Source organism: Enterobacter sp. E14S, assembly GCF_055666685.1.
Map to the genome: position 1 here is coordinate 594902 of NZ_JBVODQ010000002.1, position 22950 is coordinate 617851.

The following is a 22950-nucleotide window of genomic DNA, read 5'->3' on the forward strand; positions in this document are numbered from 1 at the left end:
CTGTGTTACACCTGCGGGAAAATCAGCTCCAGTGCCTGAATTGAATCTTCCCAGTCGGCGCGTTCAAAAATGCCTTGTTGCAAAAATGCCTCCAGCTGCGGCCACAGGCTAATCGCCTTGTCGAGCATCGGGTCGCTGCCTTTGGCATACGCCCCAACGCTGACCAGATCGCGGTTGCGCTGGAAGCTGGAAAGCAGTTGTTTGAAGTTACGCACGCGGGCGTAGTGCTTCTCGGTTATCAGCGCCGTCATTGCGCGGCTGATAGAGGCTTCAATATCGATGGCCGGGTAGTGCCCGGCTTCGGCCAGACGGCGCGACAGCACAATATGACCGTCAAGGATCGCGCGCGCGGAGTCGGCAATCGGGTCCTGCTGGTCATCGCCTTCCGTCAGTACCGTATAGAACGCGGTGATGGAGCCGCCGCCGCTGATGCCGTTCCCCGCGCGTTCCACCAGCGCAGGGAGTTTGGCGAATACCGAAGGCGGGTAGCCTTTGGTCGCCGGTGGCTCACCGATAGCCAGCGCGATTTCACGCTGCGCCATCGCGTAACGGGTCAGGGAATCCATGATCAGCAGCACGTGCTTGCCGCGGTCACGAAAATCTTCGGCGATACGGGTGGCATACGCGGCACCCTGCATGCGCAGCAGCGGCGACACGTCTGCCGGTGCGGCGATCACCACCGAGCGGGCGCGGCCTTCCGCACCCAGAATATTTTCAATAAAGTCTTTTACTTCACGACCACGTTCACCGATCAGCCCCACGACGATCACGTCGGCCTGGGTATAGCGCGCCATCATGCCGAGCAGGACGGATTTACCCACGCCTGAGCCGGCGAACAGGCCCATACGTTGTCCACGTCCCACGGTCAGCAGGGCGTTAATCGGGCGCACGCCGGTATCCAGCACATGCTCGATAGGGGTACGCTGCAGGGGGTTGAACGGTTGGGTGATCAGCGCGCCGGTTTCGGTGGTGTCCGGGGAGGGCAGCCCGTCGAGCGGTTTCCCGCTGCCGTCCAGCACGCGGCCCAGCAGGGCAGGGCCAAGCGGCAGCTGCTTCCCGCTTTGCAGCCCATCGCCAGAAATGTTTTTGGCATACACGCGCGCGCCGGGCAGAATGCCTTCCACCTCTTCAAGCGGCATCAGGAACAGGCGCTGGCCGTTAAATCCGACCACTTCGCTTTCAACTTCACGCGTTTCCAGACCATCCTGACGCTCAATGACGCAGGTCGCGCCCAGCGGAAGCTGCAGGCCGGTGGCTTCGAGAACCAGGCCGGTGGCGCGCGTCAGTCGCCCATAACGACGAACAGATGGCAGTAGCGCCATCTTCGTCTCAAAGTTGTCGAGCGTGGTGAGCCAGCGGGTGAGGCGCGCGGTCATCAGACGACTCCCGGTGCCGCCAGGCGGCACAGTTCCTGCCAGCGGGTGGCGACGCTGGCATCCAGATCGCCTTCATCGGCAGAGACTTTGCAGCCGCCGTGATGTAGCGACGGGTCGCCGCGCAGACGCCAGCCGTGCAGGTTAAGCGTCGCGCCCAGGCTCTCTTCAACGCGCTGCAGGTCGTCCGGATGGACGCGCAGCTGAGGTTTCCCGCTGAACAGCGGCTCCTGCTGAAGCAGACCCTGAATTTGTTTGATAAGCGCGGTGTTATCCACCACGGGCGTCTGGCCGATGACCTGACGCGCGGCTTCCAGCGCCATCTGCATCAGTCGCGAGGCAATCACGCTGTCCAGCGCGTCAAGGGTGTGCTGGAACTCGCTGACCAGCTGCTGCATGCGGGCATGGATCGGCGCCTGCTGCTGGCGCGCCTGATCGATACCGTGCTCTAACCCTTTCGCCAGACCTTCCTGATACCCCTGCTCGTGGCCTTTCTGTCGGCCTTCGTTCAGACCGGCGTTATAGCCCTGCTCGTGCGCCTGCATTTGCAGCTGCGCCAGCATCTGGGCCTGCTGCTCCTCTTCGGTCAGCTCGGGCTGCTCGACGTCAGGGTCAAGCTCTTCGGTTGCGATGACGGCCGGCGTGAACTCGGAGAGGGGAGGCGCCAGATCGTCCGGCGTCCAGCGCTTCCAGGGCAGCTCATTAGACATAGGTGTCGTCTCCGCTGCCAATCACCATCTCGCCGGTTTCCGCCAGACGACGAACAATAAGCAGAATGGCTTTCTGTTCGTTTTCCACCTGAGACAGACGAACCGGGCCGCGGTTGGCAAGGTCGTCGCGCAGGATATCGGCCGCACGCTGAGACATGTTGCGCAGGAACTTCTCGCGCAGCGGCTGCTCGGCACCTTTGAGGGCGATAAGCAGCGACTCGGAATCCACTTCCTGAAGCAGGCGCTGGATGCTGCGGTCGTCCACTTCGACGAGGTTTTCGAACAGGAACATCTCGTCGATGATTTTCTGTGCCAGCTCGCCGTCGAATTCGCGAACCGCCGTAATGACGGCCTCTTCCTGCTGCGTTTTCATCAGGTTGATGATTTCCGCCGCCGTTCTCACGCCGCCCATTTTGCTGCGCTTGAGGTTCTGACCGTCGAGCAGGTTGTTCAGCACTTCGGTCAGCTCCGCCAGCGCGGCCGGCTGGACGCCGCCGAAGGTCGCGATACGCAGCATCACATCGTGACGCAGACGCTCTTCGAACAGGGCCAGAATATCGGCCGCCTGACCACGTTTGAGGTGGACAAGGATGGTGGCGATAATCTGCGGGTGCTCGTCGCGGATAAGGTCGGCGGCGCTCTGCGGCTCCATAAAGTTGAGCGTTTCGATACCGCTGGCGGTATCGCGCGTTTCGAGAATGTCTTCCAGCAGGCTGGAGGCACGCTCTTCGCCCAGCGCCTTGACCAGCACGGAGCGCAGGTAGTCGTTGGCGTTGATGTTGAGCGCGGCAAACTGTTCAGCTTCCTGTTCAAACTCTGCCAGCACTTCAGTCAGCTGCTTGTTGGAGATCTGACGCACGTTGGCCATGGCCGCACTGAGAATTTGCACTTCTCGCTGGGAGAGGTGTTTAAACACCTCTGCCGCACGATCTTCGCCAATGGTCATCAGCAGGATGACGCTTTTATCGGTGCCCGTAAGCGTATTACTCATGTTCGTTACCCATCCACTGGCGGATGACCAGCGCCACGACGCGCGGATCGTTATCTGACATTTCGCGAATGCGCTGGCTCATGACCTCAGCGCCCATGCGCTGGTTAGCACGACGCTGCTGTATCTGTTCATCTTTGCTGAGGCGCACTTCAACCGCTTCTTCCGTTTCCTGACGCGTGTTCATCTGCTCGCGAGCCGCTTTTTCTGCTTCAGCACGGCGCTGGAGCTGCGGACGAACGCCCTTACGCCACAGCAGCCACGCGACAATCAGCACCAGCAGCCAGCGTCCTGCGGACATCAGCTGGTCGATAAACGCCTGCTGTTGCCAGAACGGCAATTCACCGCCGGTCTCATCAACCGAGTTGAACGGTGAGTTCACCACGTTGAGGGTATCGCCGCGCTTCTCGGAGTAACCCATCGCTTCACGGGTCAGGTTTTCAATCTGCTTCATCTGCTCGGCGGTCAACGGCAGCGGTTTGCCGTCCGCCAGCGTTTTGTAGTTCACCACTACCGCAACGGAAAGACGCTGAATATCGCCCACGTTCAGTTTAGTGTGGCGAATCGTCCGATCCACTTCGTAGTTCGTGGTTTCGTTACGGCTGCTGGTGCGCGGACCGGTGTTATTGGTCGTTGAGGTGGTCTGCTGATTATTTTGCTGACCGTTCTGCTGATTGGCCGGCGGCGTAGAGATCGGTGCCGCGTTAGCCGGGGCAGGCTGGTTAGAGAGTGCGCCCGGCACGCCGCCCGGGTAGGCACCGCCGACCTGCTCATTCGAATTGATCTGGCGTGAACGCATCACCGCCTGAGCCGCATCGCCGTTCGGGCTGTACTGCTCTTCAGTTTGTTCTTTATTCGCGAAGTCAATCTGCGCGGTAACCTGCGCGTGCACGTTGCTGTTACCCACCACCGGGCCGAGGATGGCTTCAATACGGCGCTGGAGACGGCTTTCGACATCGGCGGCATACTTCAGCTGCGCATCATTCAGATCGCGACCGGCGGTATTGGACTGCGTCAGCAGGTGACCGCTTTGGTCGACCAGCGTCACGTTACCCGGCGGCAGACCGGCGACGGCGCTGGAGACGAGATGCGTCACCGCGCTGATTTGCCCTTCGTCCAGCGCGCGGCCGGGTTCAAGGTTCACGGTAACGGAAGCTGAAGGTGATTTCTGTTCGCGGACAAATAAAGAAGGTTTAGGCATCGCCAGGTGCACGCGGGCACTCTTCACCGGGCCTAATGTTTCAATGGTGCGGGCCAGTTCACCTTCCAGCGCACGCTGGTAGTTCACCTGCTCGCTGAACTGGCTGATACCGAATTTTTCCTGATCCAGCAGCTCAAAGCCAACCGCACCGCCCTTCGGCAGCCCCTGCTGAGCCAGACGCAGACGCAGTTCGTGCACCTTATCTGCCGGGACCTCCAGCGCACCGCCATTATCGGCAAAGCGATAAGGGATGTTCATCTGGGTCAGCTGGGTGACGATGGCGCCGCCATCCTGATCGGAAAGGTTACTGTAGAGCGTCCGGTAATCAGGGCTTTTCGCCCACAGGACCATCGCTACAAGGATCGCAATTGCGGCAGCGCCTGCCACGATCAACGGGATTTTAGGATTCGCGCGAAGGCGGTTCATCCACTCGAGTGATTTATTCTGCGGCGCTGTCGATGCTGTTGCACTCATTGCGCACCTCTTAAATCCTGGTGGTTTACGTTATTCGTGTAGAGAAACAAAACTGACTCCCGGGTCGGCAAACACGACAAAAGTTCCATATTGATGGCCCTGCCATTATTTGATGATTCGTGATTTTCTATGCGTCAAATAACCTGGTTTTTTCATGCTATTTACCGCCATTATCTTATTGACAAGCTGTTAGTCTTGACCGCGTAAAAAACCATCCAGGGGAGAGTCATGGCTATACAGGGCATTGAAGGGGTAATCAGTCAGTTGCAGGCAACGGCGATGACGGCCCGTAATCAGAATGTGGCAGATCAGCAGCCGAGCATCAGCTTCGCGGGGCAACTGCATGCCGCTCTTGACCGTATCAGTGATACCCAGACCGCCGCGCGCACTCAGGCCGAAAAGTTCACCCTCGGTGAGCCGGGCGTGGCGCTGAATGATGTGATGACCGATTTGCAAAAAGCCTCAGTTTCCCTGCAGATGGGGATCCAGGTGCGTAACAAGCTGGTGTCTGCGTATCAGGAAGTGATGGGGATGCAGGTTTAGGTTAACTAACCTAATGATATTTATAATTAATAACCATCCGATTCCACAGCTTGGGGCATGGATGGGGCAAACTCACTCAATTTCTGGTTGAGGATGAGTACCTGGTCCTGGTTATTTTCAGCCATCCAGGCTCCGTACACCCGGTAAACCATTTGTGCGTCGGTGTGGCCCATTTGCTTCGCGATGAAGTTCGGGTTAGCACCGGCAGCCAACGACCAGCATGCATACGTGTGTCGGGACTGGTATGCTCTGCGATAGCGAATCCCGGTGAGCCGCATTGCTGCCTCTCTGGACTGGTTGATCGACCCCACAGTGTAATGATTCCCTGCAGGGCCATTGCGCAATCCCTTTTTGGGGTTAAACACGATTGTGCACAAATATGCTTCGCTGCGAACAAACTATTCTCCACCCCGAATTTCTTCAGGTAAGGAGAGTCAGGGAGCTGAGGTATAGTTGAAATTGTCGGTCTGTATAGCAATGCACGCTAACAAGCGCTGCTCGCCAGAGACCATACTATTTTTTGATGTATCGGGCACGCCGAGGTTTTCGCACACCCGGCTGTTTCTTTTTGAGGCTCTCAACCCCAGTGGTCGATAGCTTTGTGGTTATACATGACCTCGCTGCTTTCCTCTGGAGAACAGTCACTTCTCAGCCAGTCGCTGCGCCTTAAGTATATTGCGTATAACCTCACCTATTGCATACGCATACCGTTTTACGGCCACGAGATTGCAAAGAAAGTGCGGCCCAAATATGCCTGGTAGTTAAATAGCCGTCGGATTGGATGGCATGGTATGACCTGGTGAGACCTCAGGCTTAACTAATAAAACACAATATCGATACACAATGAATAGTGTTGAGCTAAGGGGCGCCTGGAGGGATCAGATCGCACTGATCAGTTTAGTTATGACGTTGCCTGAATTTCTACATAAGAGCGTTACACGATGCTTAATTACGTGGAGGAATACCTGTCCTGTTCACATTCATTTCAACATGGATGGTGCTGTAATTGTGCATAACAATACTTCTTTAACTCAGATATCATTTAAGGGAATGATTTTAACTAACTAAATAAAATTATAGTTTTATGATGTTGTATAAATGCACTATAGAAGATTATAGTGCATTTGAATTTTTTTTCATATACAGTCAATGGGTTGTAAATAGATAACCCATTGCCACGGGTAGCTATATATTGATTACTAATTTTGAGAATGGTGCTCCTGTTTTAGCATCATACATCCCCAGTTCTATTTGTTTTATTTTGCTAAAATCAATATCTGTTGTGTTAGTGTATGTATAATAACTACCATCTATAAAAATGGCTTTCATTGCTGTATCTTTATTCACGAATTTACCATTATCCATAAATAAATGAACGTATATTACCTTTCCATCATTTAGTTCTCTATTAATATCCCCTGATAGTTTTAGGATGATTTTTTCTGATCCATATAAATGCTCAGTATAAAAAGTAACTTTATCAAGCATTATCTCTTTATAAATAGAACTATTAACAACAAACGTTTTTTGTTTATTCAATGATGAGTAATCGAATTGCGTTTGCTCTTCATTTATTGAGTTTACATGGAAAAAATCGTTTCTTGCAGGATGTTTATATACAGGGTAACCATCGGTGGATTTAATAAGTTTTGGCATGTATAGATCTGGTATAGTGATTTCTTTTATTCCACGACTTACTTGCTCATGAACCATAGATAATCTAATTTTTTCCTGGTTCCATGAACCTAGGATGGCGTTAGTCATTATGTAATATGATGGTATGAAATATAAAAGAGTGAATATTCCAGCAATGGATAATCCAGTGTATTCATAAATTGTTTTCTTATTATCTAAAACAGCACTTGTCAAAAATGATACAGATAATAAAATCATGAACAATGCTCCGCTATATGCGCGTGGCGGCATGAACGGAGAGGCAATAAATGCTGCATTGCACATAATTGCTGAAACGAAAAAAATAGCACTAAAAGCAATATGTTTTTTACTATATGAACCATTTAAACCTATCAAAAAAGCTAAAATCACAATGACAATGTAGATCTGCCAAAATATAGACATTGACTCTGGCATTCGAGTGAAAAGTTGTAATTCAATCTTACCTAACATTGTTAAATTGTGCCAGTCAGTAAAATACAGTGAGCGGTTAGCCGTCCCAGGACCAAGCAGTAACACACCAATACCGATAATTAAGCCTATCAGATAAGGGTAAATAGCTGAAAGATTCTTCTTGTATATAATAAAAGAAATTGTCAGTAGTAGCGTCACAATGCTGGTGTTTTCATTTGAACAACCTGCCGCAAAACCTAATAATAATGCAAATGGCAATTTCCACCATGTTATTTTAGGTTTTTGCAATACTATTGTTAGAATGAAAAATGAAACATAAAATGTTGTCCAAAGATAGTTTGCGGCTCCAACAAACCAAAATGTTGTCTCCCCTAATGAAGGATTTGCTATCCAGTATAATGCAAACAAACCTAAAGCAGATAACGGATGGAAATTTAGTTCATTTTTAATCAATGCATTCGGAATACATGCTATGAAACAAATAGTAGCAGTTAACGCAATTGCAGTTAAGGTTTCATACAATGCATGTGGGACATAATACATCATGTATGAACTAAGCATATTGGTTAAAATTCTACCGCTCCATTCTCTATAGTGAGCAATCTGATCATGCAAATTTGCAATCGATATGTAGTAATAATCATCAGATAACATTGGTGTGTGCAAGGATGGTATTAATACCAGTGCGAATATTACTAAAGATGCAAGTAAGCAATAAATTTTACGGCTCATTTCAATCCCTTTGACTTAATAAAGTAACGCGGTCTGTTTTTTGATTCAACATAAATTCTACCAATATATTCACCGAGTACACCAATACCGATAAGCTGAACCCCTCCCAGAAAAAGTATCGATACTATAATAGATGGGTACCCTCTTACTGGGTTGTCAAAAAACAGGGTATCTACAACCATCCAAAATCCATAACTTAATGAAAGAAATGCTATAAAGAAACCGATATATGACCATATGCGAAGTGGAAATGTTGAAAAGCCTGTGATGCCTTCAAGAGCTAAATTCCATAATTTCCAACCATTAAATTTTGAGTTGCCAGCAACGCGCTCTGCGCGAGCATATTCAATAATATCTGTATTTCCACCCACCCAGCTTAATATCCCCTTCATGAAAAGATTACGTTCAGGCATCTTTTTAATGTTTTCAACTATCTCACGTGACATCAAGCGAAAATCACCAACATTCTCTTCAATTTTGGGATTACTGATCTTGTTATGGAGTTTATAAAACCATTCAGCAGTTTTTCGTTTCAACTGACCGTCGGTTGAACGGTCGGTGCGCTTCGCAAGAACCATATCTGCACCTGCTTGCCACTTCTCAATCAGGTGAGGAATGACCTCAATCGGATCCTGCAAATCAACGTCAATTGGGATAATAGCCTCACCAGTCGCGTGATCAAGCCCGGCGAACAGAGCTGGCTCCTTTCCAAAATTACGCGTGAATGTCAGTGGCACAACAAGCGGATCAGCAATGGCAAGCGCGTTAATAATTGATTCTGTCGCGTCTTTGCTTCCATCATTGATGAAGACTATCTCAATGTCATGTTGTTGAAGCTCTTCAAACTCCCGCACGGTTTTATAGAAGATAGGAATAGCTTCCTCTTCATTAAACACCGGAACGACCAAAGAAATTTTCATTTCGCATCCCTAAAGACAATAAACTTTGAATAAATAAAACCGCACACCAGACTGATGGCGGAGAACACGGTTAAAGTAATAAGAGGTGCTAGATCTGTTTTATCCGCCGCCCAACCGACTGCTGCGCTTAATGAGCCCAGGAAAGCCACATAAAGCATGTAGCGCATGGTTGTTGTGGAAGACTTGAACGTGAATCTGGCGTTGGCAAAGAAGCTGAATGACACCGCCACGACAAACCCGGCGAAGTTGCCGAGAGTCTGATCTGTGTGTAACGCATATATGCAAACAGCAAACACAACCCAGTGGATGAGCGTGTTGATTACACCGATTGATGTGTACTTAGCAAAGAGCATTAACATTATATAGATTAGTCAATTCTGAAAAGTCTGAAGTTTAGCACCAGATGATCACTTGATCGACCCTCAAATCTAACGATTCTGTATTTATATACAGCTAAAACTGTTCGATGAGAACGCTTTATTTTGCCGGGCTGAGTGTGCAGCTGCAGTGGCAGATGAAGTGAGGAATGCTGTCGCCGCAGTATACGCCGAGATACCTAGATCTGCTTGTTGTCAGGTAATTCACTAGGTTAATTCCGGCCTTGGTTCTTCAAATTACTCACGGCGCGCGTCAGGGCGTGCCATATAAACCTGTCGGCTGGGATTGTCCTGTCGGCAGCTATCTATTCAGCTTCGTCAATTATGAAAATTGTATGCTCATGTAGGGGATGCAGGTTTAGGACCTGAAGATCTTCGCTGGCAGCCGCAGCGCTTTAATGCCACAATATTTTTTTCTTCGAATGCAGGAAAGATGATGAAAAAAATAGCAATTGCTGGCGCGCTGCTGGCACTGACCGGATGCGTTCAGGTCGATAATTATAACGACGTGATCAAGCATCCTGTCCCGGCGCATCTGGCGGGATACTGGCAGTCGAAAGGGCCGCAGAGCAACATGGTCAGCCCGAATGCGATTGCCACGCTGGTGGTGACGGAAGAGGGCGATACGCTGGACTGCCGTCAGTGGCAGCGCGTGATTGCCGTGCCGGGTAAAATCATGCTGCGTTCAGACAGTTATTACAACGTGACGCGTAAGCTGGATATCTATCCGCTGGAGCGCGATGGCTCGACGCTGGAGTATGACGGGCTGGAGCTGCAGAAGGTCGACCGTCCAACGGTTGAGTGTGCCGATTACCTGAGTAAAAATCCGCTAGAGAGTAAACTACCGTAGCCGTTTGTTGCCGGGTAAGCGTCAGCGCCACCCGGCATTGTTTCTACAACGCATCCTCTATCACCCAAACGCTGACGCTTCCCCCATTACAGGTAAACGTCCCTTCGCCATCCGCCGCCGTGGTGATGGTTTCTTCGCGATTGCCGAGAAAATCCCGCCACGTTTTGTTGCCGTAGTTTTCCCCAAGACAAATCACTTTTTCACCATCATCCCCGTTCGACATCACCACCACGCAGCCGGGATCGTCTTCCGTACCGCTGCGGCTGAAGGCGATGCAGTTTGGATGGTCGAAAAACAGCGTTTGCACGCCGTGGGCAAAACGCTGGCGCGCGAGGATCAGCTCGTGAAGCTGCTCAATGACCGGCATATCAATATGGTACGTTTCACCGTCTCCTCCCGCGTCGTCATAGCTGGCACCGAAGAGATCCGGATAAAAGACGCTCGGCACGCCGTTTTCCCGCAGCAGGATCAGCGCGTACGCCAGCGGTTTAAACCAGGCTTCGACCGGTGCTTCCAGCGCCTGCAAAGGCTGGGTGTCGTGGTTCGCGACGAGGGTGACCGCATGAAACGGATCGGCTTCCACCAGGGTACCGGTGAAGATTTGGCTCATATCGTAATCCCGGCCCTGACGTGACGCCTCGTGGAATTTCATCTGCAGAGGGGCATCAAACAGCATGGTTTTGCCTTCGACCTGGTCAATATAGGCCTGAAGTTTATCCACCTCATGGGACCAGTATTCCGCCACGATAAACAGCGGCTGGTCGGCGACTTCCTGGACATGCTCAATCCACTCTTTGTAAAACCAGGCGGGAATATGCTTGACGGCGTCCAGACGAAAACCGTCGCAGCGCGTCTGTTCCATGACCCAGCGGGCCCAGTATTTGATCTCCTCGGTCACGGCGTGATTGCGAAAGTCGATATTTTCGCCCATCAGGTAGTCGAAGTTGCCCATCTCATCATCAACCTGATCGTTCCAGCCTTCGCCGGTGTAGTCGTTGACGATTTTAAAGATGCCGTCTTCATCGGGGTTTTCAATGTGGTCGACGCCGCTGAAGCATTTGTAGTCCCAGATAAACTGTGAGTACTGCCCGGCCCGGGCTGGGAAGGTGTAGCGAGTCCAGGCTTCGCATTCAATGACCTCGTCATCGATTTGCGTGCGGTCCTGTTCGTTCACGCGCTGAACGCGCACGGGCTCTTTTTTATCGGCGCCCATTTTGTGGTTGACCACCACGTCCAGCAGCACGGCAATGTCGTTGCTTTTAAGGGCATCAATAGCCTCCAGCAGCTGCGCCTTGTCGCCGTATTTCGTGGCGATACTGCCTTTCTGGTCAAACTCGCCAAGATCGAACAGGTCATAGGTGTCATAGCCGACAGAATACCCGCCGGATGCCCCTTTACAGGCGGGCGGCAGCCAGATCATGTTGATGCCGATTTCGTTAAGATTGGGAGCTAACGCCGTGACCTCACGCCACAATTCACCGCCAGCAGGGTAGTACCAGTGAAAACATTGTAACAGGGTGGGGTTTTTCATCATCCTTGCTCCAGAAGCCATTGGCAGACTTCTGGAGTATGGATGAAGAAATCATAGTTGTGTGTCGCGGGTCAAACTTTCTGGATAAAGAATATTCCCTGACAGCTTTCCATAGGTAGACGTGATGGATTGCTGTTTGCCGGTTTGATCAATCAGATTACGCAGTTCGTCCATGCGGACCTTCAGCAGTGCCTTTAGCGCATTCTCGTTTTCAAGGATCATTTCCAGCAGCGCACGCGCTTGCTCAACCTGAGCCGGAGGGCATGACATGATGGGCGTTTGAGATATCTTTTCCACCAGTTGAACATAATGCATTTCCTGCTCGATAAGCGCATCCCATTGACCAGAATGTGCGAGATTTAGCATAGCAATGCTCTGAGCATGTAACGCCTGCCAGTGGCTAAGCGCTGCGCTGGGATTATTCATCAAAATTATCCTGAAATAGAGGACGCATTGGGGCCGATTTGCTTCCACGCATCCGCAATGTTGTTTAATAAACCCTCGACTTCAACAATTGCGTCTACGTCGTTACTGACATTCGCCAGCAACAAACGTCGAACCATATATTCGTACAAGGAGGCAAGATTACCGGACAACTCGCTCTCAACCTCCATGTTCAGTCCTGCTTTTAAACCGTTGTCGATGATATTGATGGCTTTCGTTAACGCTTCGCCTTTCTCACGAATTTGTCCGGCTTCCATGAACAAACGCGCGCGAACAAGGGCGCTATGCGCCCCGTCGAATAACATGACAATCAGCTGGTGTGGACTGGCATTCATGACTGCGCTTTCGACTCCTATCTGCTGATAGGATTGAACACCAGAGGTCTTATACATATCCACTCCTGAAGGCTACGACTATTTTTGTGAGAACTGTTGGGTCAGGTAGTTGGCTGTATTGGTCATTTTGGTGACTAATACGTCCAGACTGGTGAACTGGGTTTTGTAACGCGCCATGGTGGCATCAATAGTGGCTTCCATAGCATCGTAACGCTCACCCAGCGTTTTCAGCGTTTTGTTGATCCCGTCTTTCGCGTTCTGGATCACCCCGGCGCTGCCGGTACTGGTGCTGAGCATGGTGGTCAGCGTGTTGTTCATCTGGGTCGCCATACCGGTTTTCTTGCCGTCACCGACAAAATACTGCTGTACGGCGTTCGGGTTCTCGGTCAGCGCTTTTTTCAGCTTATCGGTATCGACTTTCAGGTTACCGACGGTACCGTCAGAACCTTTTACCGGGTCCTGGGTAATTCCCAGTTGGGCCATGATCTGTACCGATCCGCTCTGCACTTCGGTCAGCAGGCCGCGCAGCTGAGACTGGATCCCGCGCACGTTTGCATCACCAACAAGTGCCCCGTTGCTGGCTGACTGGCTGCCGGCGCCTGCATCAACCGGAACATACTTCGTCAGGCTGTTAATGGTGGACTGCAGCGAGTTATACGCAGTGACCCAGTCGGTGATCGCTTTCTGGTTAGCATCCGTTGCGCGAGTCACCTCTAATGTTTCATCTGCCTTGCTTTCTGCTTTCAGCGAGAAAGTCACGCCAGGCAGGGCATCGGTAATGGTATTCGTCTGGCGCTCAATCGAAATGCTGTTCACTACCACAATTGCGTTTTGAGCTCCGGTGTTAACCGTCAGTGCGCCCGTTTTTGTGGTTGAGTTGTAACCAATTGCGTTTTGCAGCTTATCGTCGCCAGTGACGCTGATCGTCATTTCACCATCCGTACCGGTGGTTTTAGATGACAGCATCAGGCGGTAATCACCGTCTTTCGCTTTAATGACGCTGGCGGTGACGTTGCCGTTCGCTTTATTAATGGCGCTCGCGATCCCGGCCAGAGACGTATCGCCATCCGCCAGGGTGACTTCTAAAGGCGTTTTCGTGCCCGGCTGGGTGATAGTGATTTTACGCGTCGTACCTGTCGTATCGCCCAGCAGATCCGTGTTGTTTGCATAGGAGCCGGTAGTCAGTGCCTGTGCTTTTGCAACCTGGTTGACGTTTACAACAAAGGAACCCACGGACGCGTCAGCCGTTGTCGTGGCGGTAAAGGCCGTGTTGGTGCTGCTAACGGACGTTGAGTTCCAGGTAGTTGCTTTACCCAGCGCAGCGGTCGCAGTCTGCAGCGATGTCATGGCGCTCTGCAGTTTGCCGTAAGCGCTTAACTGTGCGTTATACGTTGATTGCTGGGAAGTAATCGTCGTCAGCTTGGTTCTTTCTGCTGCATCCAACTGATTATATAAATCCCCGAGTCCTGCAGAACCTATCCCGAGGTTACTGATAGTAGCCATGCATATTTTCCTTAAAATACGAAAGTAGTTCAGGACTCTTATCGGCCTCTCAACGTAAAAGTTTACGATGGTGAGAAAAAAATAATCCAAAGAATAGGCACATCCTGGCGGGGTAAATGAAAGGATTGCACTTTAGGGTCATTATCCGTGCATTGAAAACACGAATAAGTGTGTGCCTTTTTTGTCATCTCTTTGCGCGTTAAAAAAGCATAAATAATAACGCTCTGATGGACCTTAATTGATTTTTTAAAAATAAAATTATTAAAAATCAGTGTTTTGTAATTTTTTCGAAATTGATTCTAAAGTCTTTTGGGGACCCGTCGATAACCTTGTTGACGGTGAGAGACGCTGTGAGTGTTAGGCACCGGACCTAAAACCCAATTTTTGAAGGAAACAAAATTATGGCAGTTATCAATACTAACCTGTTGTCCCTGACCACTCAGAACAACCTGAACAAATCTCAGTCTTCTCTGGGCACTGCTATCGAGCGTCTGTCCTCCGGTCTGCGTATTAACAGCGCGAAAGACGATGCTGCTGGCCAGGCGATTGCAAACCGCATGACCGCTCAGATTAAAGGCATGAACCAGGCTGCGCGTAACGCCAACGACGGTATCTCCATGGCGCAGACTGCTGAAGGTTCTCTGAACGAAATCAACAACAACCTGCAGCGCGTTCGTGAACTGGCTGTTCAGGCAAGCAACGGCACCAACAGCACCTCTGACCTGGCCTCTCTGCAGGATGAAGTTACCGCTCGTCTGAATGAAATCAACCGTGTTGCAGGCAAAACTGACTTCAACGGCATCAAACTGCTGGACGGCACTGCAGGTACTGCTGGCGTAGTTAAAATTCAGGTTGGCGTGAACGACGGCGACACCATCGATCTGGACCTGAGCGGTGCAAAAGCTGACACCACGACTCTGGGTGTTGCTGCTATCGACCTGAAAACTATGACCGCTACCGACCTGGGCACCATCGACGCAGCTATCGCTAAAGTTGATAAAGCACGTTCTGGTCTGGGTGCTGTGCAGAACCGTTTCACTTCTGCAATCAACAACCTGAACAATACCTCAACTAACCTGTCTGCTGCTCAGTCCCGTATCCAGGACGCTGACTACGCAACTGAAGTTTCCAACATGTCCCGCGCGCAGATCCTGCAGCAGGCTGGTACTTCTGTTCTGTCTCAGGCAAACCAGGTTCCACAGACCGTTCTGTCTCTGCTGCGTTAATTTTACGCGTGAAACCCCGCTTCGGCGGGGTTTTTTTATCTCTGCTATTTGAGAATCCGCCTGTGAAACAAATCAGTGTCACTCAACCAAAGCTGGTCGCAGATTTTTCATGTGTCGGTGGGGAATGCCGTGAACATTGTTGTCAGGGCTGGACCATCGCGTTTGATAAATCCTCCGTTAATCGCTATCTGAACAGTAAAAATGCCGCTATTCGTCAGACGGCGAAAACGGCGATAAAAGTCACCAAAAAAACTATGACCACTGGGGTGAAGTGATTTTCCATACGGAAAGTAAAAACTGCCCGTTTATGGATACGGAAAAACTCTGTTCTGTTCATAGCGCCATGGGCATCCAGGCCTTAAGCCCAACCTGTACGTCGTTTCCGCGGACAAACCGGGTCTATAAAAATGAAATCGAAAAATCGCTGAACCTCTCGTGTCCGGAAGTGACCCGACTTCTGTTGAACGATCGGGAGTCTATGTCGTTGATGGAATCTGTCATTGTTCAGCAGGACGTCAATAATGCGCCGATGATTGATTTGAAGGCAAAGGTCATCAATCTCTTCTGCCAGAATATTTTCAGCGTTGAGGACGTCAGCGTTGAAGAACAGGTTTACGCCGTGGTGAAATTCCTGATGGTGGCTGAAAAGCTCGATAATATCGCAGAGAATATCGGCACGCTCGAAACGGTCTATTTCTCGCTGGTTAACGAACTGGTGAGCGGTAAAATCAAAACGGAATTAGGCGGCTTTAATCAGAACTACAGCCTGAAGTTCGCGTTAATTTCGCTCATCCAGAGCTACTTCACGAAGAAAGTGACAGCCCGCGGAGGTGCGGTATTAAACCGTTATTTTACTCAGCTTTATCAACAATTTGAGTCTGCGGGTGACACCGTGCCGGCAGAGAAGGTCATGGAGAACATCGAGTCCGTCTGGCGCGATGTGGCGGGCAGTTACCTGGCGACCCATGACCATTTATTCAAGAACTTTTTTAAATACAAACTCTGGGAGCAGGGCTTCCCGCAGAACAATGGCCGCAGCATGTTGAATAACCTTTATTTAATCGTTGCGGAGTTCTATTTCCTTAAAACGTTACTTGCCGGTCAGGCGATCGTGGCGGGGAAAATTGAACAAGATAATATTATTGATGTTATTTACAGCTTCCACTCCCTTAGCCAGCATAATCAGGAAGCGGGAAAGCTCTTTCATCAACATATAGATAGCGTCAAACTGGGCGACGATCTTTCATTGTTACAACTGTTAATTTAGGCAGAAAAGTTGCCCCTGTTGTGGGCAACCTCAGAATAACCTCATTTTATCCCCCTTTTTCATCCAATTGAACGCCCTGCAGAATCGGATAATCATGCCGATAACTCAACTAACGCAGGGCTGTTTATCGTGAATTCACTCTATACCGCTGAAGGTGTAATGGATAAACACTCGCTGTGGCAGCGTTATGTCCCGCTGGTGCGTCACGAAGCATTGCGCCTCCAGGTGCGCTTGCCGGCGAGCGTGGAACTCGACGATCTGCTACAGGCGGGCGGTATCGGGTTATTGAATGCAGTTGACCGATACGACGCTCTGCAAGGAACGGCATTTACGACTTACGCAGTTCAGCGTATTCGTGGTGCGATGCTGGACGAGCTGCGCAGCCGCGACTGGGTGCCGCGCAGTGTTCGCCGCAACGCGCGCGAAGTGGCGCATGCGATGGGGCAGCTGGAACAGGAACTGGGACGTAACGCAACGGAAACCGAAGTGGCGGAACGTCTTGGCATTGCTGTTGAAGAGTATCGTCAGATGTTGCTCGATACCAATAATAGCCAACTCTTCTCTTATGACGAGTGGCGCGAAGAGCATGGCGATAGCATCGAGCTGGTGACGGACGAGCACCAGCATGAAAACCCGTTACACCATTTAATGGAAGGGAATTTACGCCAGCGCGTCATGGAGGCTATTGAAGCTCTGCCTGAACGCGAACAGCTGGTATTGACCCTTTATTACCAGGAAGAGCTTAACCTCAAAGAGATTGGCGCTGTTCTGGAGGTGGGAGAGTCGCGGGTGAGCCAGCTGCACAGCCAGGCCATTAAACGCTTACGAACCAAGCTGGGTAAGTTATAGGTGATTGATTCACCTTAAAAATGCCGCACAACGTATTGACAACCAGGAGTTATCATGACGGTGCAGCAATCTAAAAGACGGCCTTTAAGCCGCTACCTGAAAGACTTTAAACACAGCCAGACGCATTGCGCCCACTGTAACAAGTTACTCGATCGTATCACGCTGGTTCGCCGGGGCGAAATCGTCAATAAGATTGCGATTTCGCGTCTCGACACGTTGATGGACGAAGCAGCATGGCTCGAAGAGCAAAAAGAGTGGGTGGCGCTTTGCCGTTTCTGTGGGGATCTCCACTGCAAAGAGCAAAGCGACTTCTTCGATATTATCGGCTTCAAGCAGTTCCTGTTTGAACAAACGGAGATGAGCCACGGCACCGTTCGCGAATATGTCGTTCGCCTGCGCCGCCTTGGGCAACATCTGACCGTAAACAATATTTCTCGCGATCTGCTGAAAACCGGTTATCTGGATGAAAATCTGGAGCCGTGGCTGCCTGCGACCAGCACCAACAACTACCGAATTGCGCTGCGCAAGTATGCGCAATACAAGGTACAAATGCCGGGTGCCATAAAGCAGAAAGCCCACGCCGGAACAACTTCTGATATATATTAAAAAAGAATAAGATGTAGCGCAGTCGCCTTTGACGTTGCAGGCGATTTCTCTACACTACGTAAAAATTCCACTATATCGGGGTATTTATGAAATTTGCACTTCTGGGTCGTCAGGCGCTGATGGGTGTTATGGCCGTTGCGCTGGTTGCGGGCATGAGCGTGAAAACGTTCGCCGCAGAAAACCTGCTGAATAAAGTAAAAGAGCGCGGTACGCTGCTGGTCGGGCTGGAAGGAACCTATCCTCCGTTCAGCTTCCAGGGCGATGACGGTAAGCTGACCGGTTTTGAAGTGGAGTTTGCTGAAGAGCTGGCGAAGCACCTCGGCGTTAAAGCGTCACTGAAACCGACCAAATGGGACGGTATGCTGGCGTCGCTGGATTCCAAACGTATTGATGTGGTGATTAATCAGGTGACCATTTCTGACGAGCGTAAGAAGAAATATGACTTCTCTACGCCGTACACCGTGTCCGGTATTCAGGCGCTGGTGAAGAAAGGCAACGAAGGCGGAATTAAAACTGCCGCGGACCTGAAAGGGAAGAAAGTCGGTGTCGGTCTGGGTACCAACTACGAAGAGTGGCTGCGCCAGAACGTGCAGGGCGTGGATATCCGCACCTATGATGATGACCCGACGAAATACCAGGATCTGCGCGTGGGCCGTATCGACGCCATTCTGGTTGACCGCCTGGCAGCGCTGGATCTGGTGAAGAAAACCAACAATACCCTGGCGGTAGCGGGTGATGCGTTCTCTCGTCAGGAATCAGGCGTTGCCGTTCGTAAAGGTAACGAAGACCTGGTCAAAGCGATTGATTCCGCGATTGCTGACATGCAAAAGACGGCAGCCTGAAGGCGCTCTCCGAGAAGTGGTTCGGTGCAGACGTCACCAAATAAGTCTTTGACGTAAAAAAAGGCGCTTTTAAAAGCGCCTTTTTTATTTCTTTCGCGTCTGCGTGCATAATGAAAAAAATCACATTTTGTCAGAGTTACTGGAGAACCCATGTCACTACAGAATTTAACGCGCTTTCCCCGCCTGGAGTTCATCGGCGCGCCGACGCCGCTGGAGTACCTGCCGCGATTTTCTGATTATTTAGGGCGCGATATTTTTATCAAGCGTGACGACGTGACGCCGATGGCGATGGGGGGCAATAAGCTGCGCAAGCTGGAGTTTCTGGCGGCTGACGCACTGCGCGAAGGCGCGGATACGCTCATTACCGCCGGAGCTATCCAGTCCAACCACGTTCGTCAGACGGCGGCAGTGGCGGCAAAGCTCGGGCTCCACTGCGTGGCATTGCTGGAAAACCCGATTGGCACGCGGGCAGAAAACTATCTTACCAACGGTAACCGCCTGCTGCTGGATCTGTTTAACGTGCAGGTCGAAATGGTGGAGGCGTTGACCGACCCGACCGCCCAGCTCGACGAGCTGGCGACGCGTCTGGAAGCGCAGGGGTTCCGCCCCTACGTTGTCCCCGTCGGCGGTTCGAACGCGCTGGGCGCGCTGGGGTATGTGGAGAGTGCGCTGGAAATCGCGCAGCAGTGCGAGGGCGCGGTGAGCCTCTCCTCCGTGGTTGTTGCGTCCGGCAGTGCGGGCACGCATGCCGGGCTGGCGGTGGGGCTGGAGCAACTGCTGCCTGACGTCGAGCTGATTGGCGTAACGGTGTCCCGCAGCGTCGCGGATCAGAAGCCGAAAGTGGTTACTTTACAACAGGCGGTAGCCGCGCAGCTGGAGCTGAAGGCAAAGGCCGATATTCTGCTCTGGGACGACTATTTTGCGCCGGGTTACGGCACGCCTAACGAAGAGGGCATGGAGGCGGTGAAGCTGCTGGCGCGCCTCGAGGGGATACTGCTCGATCCGGTCTATACCGGCAAAGCGATGGCCGGACTGATTGACGGCATTGCGCAGAAACGTTTTAAGGATGAAGGGCCGATTTTATTTGTCCATACCGGCGGGGCGCCTGCGCTGTTTGCCTACCATCCTCATGTCTAAAAATCAGGTCGAAAAATAATAATGCAAGAAAGTATTCAGCTGGTTATTGATTCTCTGCCGTATCTGCTGAAAGGTGCGGTATTTACGTTACAGCTCAGTATCGGCGGGATGTTCTTCGGGCTGGTGCTGGGATTTGTGCTGGCATTAATGCGCATGTCACCCATCCTGCCGGTACGCTGGCTGGCGCGCTTTTATATTTCCGTATTTCGCGGCACGCCGCTTATCGCCCAGCTCTTTATGATCTACTACGGCTTGCCGCAGTTTGGTATCGAGCTGGATCCGATCCCCGCAGCGATGATTGGTCTGTCGCTCAATACCGCGGCGTATACGTCAGAAACCCTGCGAGCGGCGATCTCCTCCATTGACAAAGGGCAGTGGGAGGCGGCGGCCAGTATCGGGATGACGCCATGGCAGACGCTGCGTCGGGCCATTCTGCCGCAGGCGGCGCGCGTGGCGCTTCCACCGCTGAGCAACAGCTTCATTAGCCTGGTGAAAGATACGTCCCTGGCGGCAACGATTCAGGTACCGGAACTGTTCCGTCAGGCGCAGCTCATTACTTCGCGCACGCTTGAAGTCTTTACCATGTATCTGGCCGCCTCGCTGATTTACTGGGTGATGGCGACGGTGCTGTCTGCTCTGCAAAACTACTTCGAAAACCAGCTTAACCGCCAGGAGCGTGATCCAAAATGAGTGCTATCGACGTCAAAAACCTGGTGAAAAAATTCCACGGTCAAACGGTGCTCCACGGGATCGATCTTGAAGTCGAGCAGGGTGAAGTGGTGGCGATTATCGGACCAAGCGGTTCGGGAAAAACGACGCTGCTGCGCAGTATTAACCTGCTTGAACAGCCGGAAGGCGGCACTATTCGGGTAGGGGAGATAACGATTGATACCGGGAAATCCATTAGCCAACAGAAAGGGTTAATTCGCCGCCTGCGCCAGCATGTCGGCTTCGTTTTCCAGAGCTTTAATCTCTTCCCGCACCGTACGGTGCTGGAGAACATTATTGAAGGACCGGTCATTGTAAAAGGTGAATCGAAAGAGGACGCGACGGCGCGCGCGCGCGAACTGCTCGCTAAAGTCGGGCTCGCGGGGAAAGAGACCAGCTATCCGCGCCGTCTGTCTGGCGGGCAACAGCAGCGCGTGGCGATAGCGCGCGCGCTGGCTATGCGCCCTGACGTGATCCTTTTTGATGAACCGACATCTGCGCTCGATCCGGAACTGGTAGGTGAGGTGCTGAACACCATTCGCCAGCTGGCGCAGGAAAAACGGACGATGGTGATCGTGACGCATGAAATGAGCTTTGCACGCGATGTGGCTGACAGAGCCATCTTCATGGATCAGGGGCGGATTGTGGAGCAGGGGCCGGCGAAAAGCCTGTTCGCTAATCCTCAGCAGCCGCGAACCCGTCAGTTCCTTGAAAAATTCCTGATGCAGTAGCATTTTTGCACTAATTTGCTCCAGAAATTTAGGCTGGAGCAAATTATTCTCCCTTCGGGGGCAGTCGTTTGTTTTTTTATTCCATCCGGCCCGGATAAACCTTATCAATAGTAAAGTTAATTGTGCTAATGCCAATATTTTGTAGTTAGAAAAAAGTTTTATGTGTTAGGTTATATTCACCATAATAATGATTATCTTTTCAGAGGCTTCATTTAGTAAGTATGAAGGATTCAGACTTTTTCACCTGGCGACGGGATTGCTCCCTCCGGTTTCAGGAATTGACCTGTGTCGACGAGGTATATCAGGAATTACAGCGACAAACTCAGACGCTTGAATTCGATTGTTACTCGCTCTGCGTGCGCCATCCCGTGCCGTTTACCCGGCCTAAGATCTCTGTGCATACCACTTACCCAAAGCAGTGGATGGCGCAATATCAATCCGCGAACTATTTCGCTATTGATCCCGTCTTAAAACCGGAGAATTTCATTCAGGGTCATTTACCCTGGACAGACGCATTATTCGCTGACGCGCAGGAATTATGGCACAGCGCGCAGGACCACGGTTTACGCGAGGGAATAACGCAGTGTCTGATGTTGCCTAATCATGCGCTCGGCTTCCTGTCTGTTTCCCGTACTAGTGTACTGGAAGGGCCGTTTGCCCGTGAGGAAATAGAACTGCGGCTGCAAATGCTGGTGCAAATGGCCTTAACTTCTCTGGTGCGTTTTGAAGATGAGATGGTCATGCCACCTGAAATGAAATTCAGCAAACGCGAGCGCGAAATTCTGAAATGGACTGCGGAAGGGAAGACGTCAGCGGAAATAGCGATCATTCTCTCTATCTCAGAGAATACCGTTAACTTCCATCAGAAAAATATGCAGAAGAAATTCAACGCGCCTAACAAAACCCAGATTGCGTGCTACGCGGCGGCAACGGGACTGATCTGACAGGATAATACGTTCTGCGTGACAGACGAACAAACGGCTGAATGCACTGCATCCAGCCGTTTTTTGTTACTGGCGATAGGCTTGTTTGATTTGCTTAACGGTGTTAGCAAATACCGCAGATTCAGCCTGGTCTTCCATCTCCGCGATTTGTTTTTCCATTTTAATGATCACACGACCGGCATCCGCCTGGCCCATCGCCTGCAGCATCAGCGTCAGCAGTGCTTTCAGGCAGTTTACTTCCTGTGCCAGTTCCTGGTTATTCTCCGCAGTGGCAAATTCAGGTGTGCTCATTTATTTTCCTCATTATTTAACGGCGCTAAAGCGCGACGACGAAAGTCAAGGCGGCGGAGTATACCACAAGCTGCAGCAAAAAATGCAGCGGTTGTTTTTCGTACTTTTACGTGGATGTTTAATTGCGTAAACAGAACGCACCGGTAAACTAAACCGCCGTGAAAGGCTATTAATTGTTTATGCCCGGTTCGCTTGCCGTTAATTATTGTTACAAAAATTTGAGATCTGTTTTTTTGCAGGAAAAGCCTGCAAGTTTTTTGTAACTTTTTGAATACAGATG

The 22950-nt window shown here is 51.1% G+C and carries 23 protein-coding genes and 4 pseudogenes; 12 read left to right on the forward strand and 15 right to left on the reverse strand.

The window, feature by feature from the left end:
* Nucleotides 1-5: 5 nt before the first annotated feature.
* Genes fliI through fliF form a run of 4 tightly spaced genes read right to left on the reverse strand, consistent with a single transcriptional unit; the run spans nt 6 to nt 4746 of the window.
* Nucleotides 6-1376, reverse strand: coding sequence for a flagellar protein export ATPase FliI (fliI, locus tag ACZ6J2_RS07935; protein ID WP_023312303.1), 1371 nt, complete (start codon nt 1374-1376; stop codon nt 6-8).
* Nucleotides 1376-2083 (reverse strand): flagellar assembly protein FliH, encoded by a 708-nt coding sequence (gene fliH / locus ACZ6J2_RS07940; RefSeq protein WP_023312302.1) that lies wholly within the window; start codon nt 2081-2083, stop codon nt 1376-1378. Before fliH ends, fliI begins: the two co-directional genes overlap by 1 nt.
* Complete coding sequence (gene fliG / locus ACZ6J2_RS07945; RefSeq protein ID WP_023312301.1) at nt 2076-3074, reverse strand: flagellar motor switch protein FliG; 999 nt, start codon at nt 3072-3074, stop codon at nt 2076-2078. The genes fliH and fliG overlap by 8 nt, the downstream gene beginning before the upstream one ends.
* Entirely contained in the window at nt 3067-4746 is a 1680-nt protein-coding gene (fliF, locus tag ACZ6J2_RS07950) for a flagellar basal-body MS-ring/collar protein FliF (protein WP_471725346.1), read from the reverse strand. Before fliF ends, fliG begins: the two co-directional genes overlap by 8 nt.
* Nucleotides 4747-4974: 228 nt before the next feature.
* Here fliF and fliE point away from each other — a divergent pair, with 228 nt between their 5' ends.
* Nucleotides 4975-5289, forward strand: a complete 315-nt coding sequence (gene fliE, locus ACZ6J2_RS07955; protein ID WP_008500329.1) for a flagellar hook-basal body complex protein FliE — start codon at nt 4975-4977, stop codon at nt 5287-5289.
* 26 nt (nt 5290-5315) lie between these two features.
* Here the strand turns inward: fliE and ACZ6J2_RS07960 are convergent.
* From ACZ6J2_RS07960 to ACZ6J2_RS07980, 5 genes and pseudogenes are all read right to left on the reverse strand, one after another.
* A pseudogene (locus tag ACZ6J2_RS07960) lies at nt 5316-5663 on the reverse strand (integrase); the annotation flags it as partial.
* An 811-nt stretch (nt 5664-6474) separates the two neighbouring features.
* Entirely contained in the window at nt 6475-8109 is a 1635-nt protein-coding gene (locus tag ACZ6J2_RS07965; protein WP_471725347.1) for a DUF6056 family protein, read from the reverse strand.
* Entirely contained in the window at nt 8106-9029 is a 924-nt protein-coding gene (locus tag ACZ6J2_RS07970) for a glycosyltransferase family 2 protein (RefSeq protein ID WP_471725348.1), read from the reverse strand. The genes ACZ6J2_RS07965 and ACZ6J2_RS07970 overlap by 4 nt, the downstream gene beginning before the upstream one ends.
* Complete coding sequence (locus ACZ6J2_RS07975; protein WP_471725349.1) at nt 9026-9388, reverse strand: GtrA family protein; 363 nt, start codon at nt 9386-9388, stop codon at nt 9026-9028. Before ACZ6J2_RS07975 ends, ACZ6J2_RS07970 begins: the two co-directional genes overlap by 4 nt.
* Nucleotides 9389-9618: 230 nt before the next feature.
* A pseudogene (locus tag ACZ6J2_RS07980) lies at nt 9619-9711 on the reverse strand (SOS response-associated peptidase); the annotation flags it as partial.
* A gap of 131 nt (nt 9712-9842) precedes the next feature.
* Here ACZ6J2_RS07980 and yedD point away from each other — a divergent pair.
* Nucleotides 9843-10256: a lipoprotein YedD gene (yedD, locus tag ACZ6J2_RS07985; protein WP_109845215.1), complete on the forward strand. Its 414-nt coding sequence runs from the start codon at nt 9843-9845 to the stop codon at nt 10254-10256.
* 43 nt (nt 10257-10299) lie between these two features.
* Here yedD and amyA read toward each other — a convergent pair whose 3' ends face one another.
* The 4 genes from amyA to fliD are packed head-to-tail and all read right to left on the reverse strand — an operon-like array spanning nt 10300 to nt 14069.
* Entirely contained in the window at nt 10300-11787 is a 1488-nt protein-coding gene (amyA, locus tag ACZ6J2_RS07990) for an alpha-amylase (protein ID WP_471725365.1), read from the reverse strand.
* A 51-nt stretch (nt 11788-11838) separates the two neighbouring features.
* Nucleotides 11839-12213 (reverse strand): flagella biosynthesis regulatory protein FliT, encoded by a 375-nt coding sequence (gene fliT, locus ACZ6J2_RS07995; protein ID WP_033145899.1) that lies wholly within the window; start codon nt 12211-12213, stop codon nt 11839-11841.
* Between the two features lie 5 nt (nt 12214-12218).
* A complete protein-coding gene (gene fliS, locus ACZ6J2_RS08000) occupies nt 12219-12623 on the reverse strand; it encodes a flagellar export chaperone FliS (protein WP_033145898.1) in 405 nt (134 codons plus the stop codon).
* Between the two features lie 21 nt (nt 12624-12644).
* A complete protein-coding gene (gene fliD, locus ACZ6J2_RS08005) occupies nt 12645-14069 on the reverse strand; it encodes a flagellar filament capping protein FliD (RefSeq protein WP_033145897.1) in 1425 nt (474 codons plus the stop codon).
* Nucleotides 14070-14470: 401 nt separating this feature from the next.
* On the opposite strand from fliD, the gene ACZ6J2_RS08010 reads away from it, so the two are divergent.
* The 10 genes and pseudogenes from ACZ6J2_RS08010 to sdiA all read left to right on the forward strand — a co-directional run bounded on the left by ACZ6J2_RS08010 (nt 14471) and on the right by sdiA (nt 22379).
* Entirely contained in the window at nt 14471-15295 is an 825-nt protein-coding gene (locus ACZ6J2_RS08010; RefSeq protein ID WP_033145896.1) for a flagellin N-terminal helical domain-containing protein, read from the forward strand.
* A 62-nt stretch (nt 15296-15357) separates the two neighbouring features.
* Entirely contained in the window at nt 15358-15570 is a 213-nt protein-coding gene (locus ACZ6J2_RS08015; protein WP_471725350.1) for a hypothetical protein, read from the forward strand.
* The gene (gene fliB / locus ACZ6J2_RS08020) at nt 15567-16562 is read left to right on the forward strand and encodes a flagellin lysine-N-methylase (RefSeq protein ID WP_471725351.1); all 996 of its coding nucleotides are present in this window, start codon (nt 15567-15569) and stop codon (nt 16560-16562) included. Before ACZ6J2_RS08015 ends, fliB begins: the two co-directional genes overlap by 4 nt.
* 129 nt (nt 16563-16691) lie before the next feature.
* Nucleotides 16692-17411: an RNA polymerase sigma factor FliA gene (locus ACZ6J2_RS08025; protein ID WP_039263779.1), complete on the forward strand. Its 720-nt coding sequence runs from the start codon at nt 16692-16694 to the stop codon at nt 17409-17411.
* A 54-nt stretch (nt 17412-17465) separates the two neighbouring features.
* Entirely contained in the window at nt 17466-18017 is a 552-nt protein-coding gene (gene fliZ, locus ACZ6J2_RS08030) for a flagella biosynthesis regulatory protein FliZ (RefSeq protein WP_008500339.1), read from the forward strand.
* Nucleotides 18018-18103: 86 nt separating this feature from the next.
* Nucleotides 18104-18903: pseudogene (tcyJ, locus tag ACZ6J2_RS08035) on the forward strand (cystine ABC transporter substrate-binding protein).
* A 106-nt stretch (nt 18904-19009) separates the two neighbouring features.
* Nucleotides 19010-19996, forward strand: a complete 987-nt coding sequence (gene dcyD / locus ACZ6J2_RS08040; protein WP_112778414.1) for a D-cysteine desulfhydrase — start codon at nt 19010-19012, stop codon at nt 19994-19996.
* 21 nt (nt 19997-20017) lie between these two features.
* Nucleotides 20018-20686: a cystine ABC transporter permease gene (gene tcyL, locus ACZ6J2_RS08045; RefSeq protein WP_014884380.1), complete on the forward strand. Its 669-nt coding sequence runs from the start codon at nt 20018-20020 to the stop codon at nt 20684-20686.
* Nucleotides 20683-21435, forward strand: coding sequence for an L-cystine ABC transporter ATP-binding protein TcyN (gene tcyN, locus ACZ6J2_RS08050; protein WP_047061118.1), 753 nt, complete (start codon nt 20683-20685; stop codon nt 21433-21435). The genes tcyL and tcyN overlap by 4 nt, the downstream gene beginning before the upstream one ends.
* Nucleotides 21436-21656: 221 nt before the next feature.
* Entirely contained in the window at nt 21657-22379 is a 723-nt protein-coding gene (gene sdiA, locus ACZ6J2_RS08055; protein WP_033145891.1) for a transcriptional regulator SdiA, read from the forward strand.
* A 66-nt stretch (nt 22380-22445) separates the two neighbouring features.
* On the opposite strand, the gene ACZ6J2_RS08060 is transcribed toward sdiA, so the two are convergent.
* Nucleotides 22446-22670 (reverse strand): DUF2594 family protein, encoded by a 225-nt coding sequence (locus ACZ6J2_RS08060; RefSeq protein WP_008500345.1) that lies wholly within the window; start codon nt 22668-22670, stop codon nt 22446-22448.
* Between the two features lie 25 nt (nt 22671-22695).
* Nucleotides 22696-22764 (reverse strand): annotated as a pseudogene (locus tag ACZ6J2_RS08065) (hypothetical protein); the annotation flags it as partial.
* Nucleotides 22765-22950: the final 186 nt, after the last annotated feature.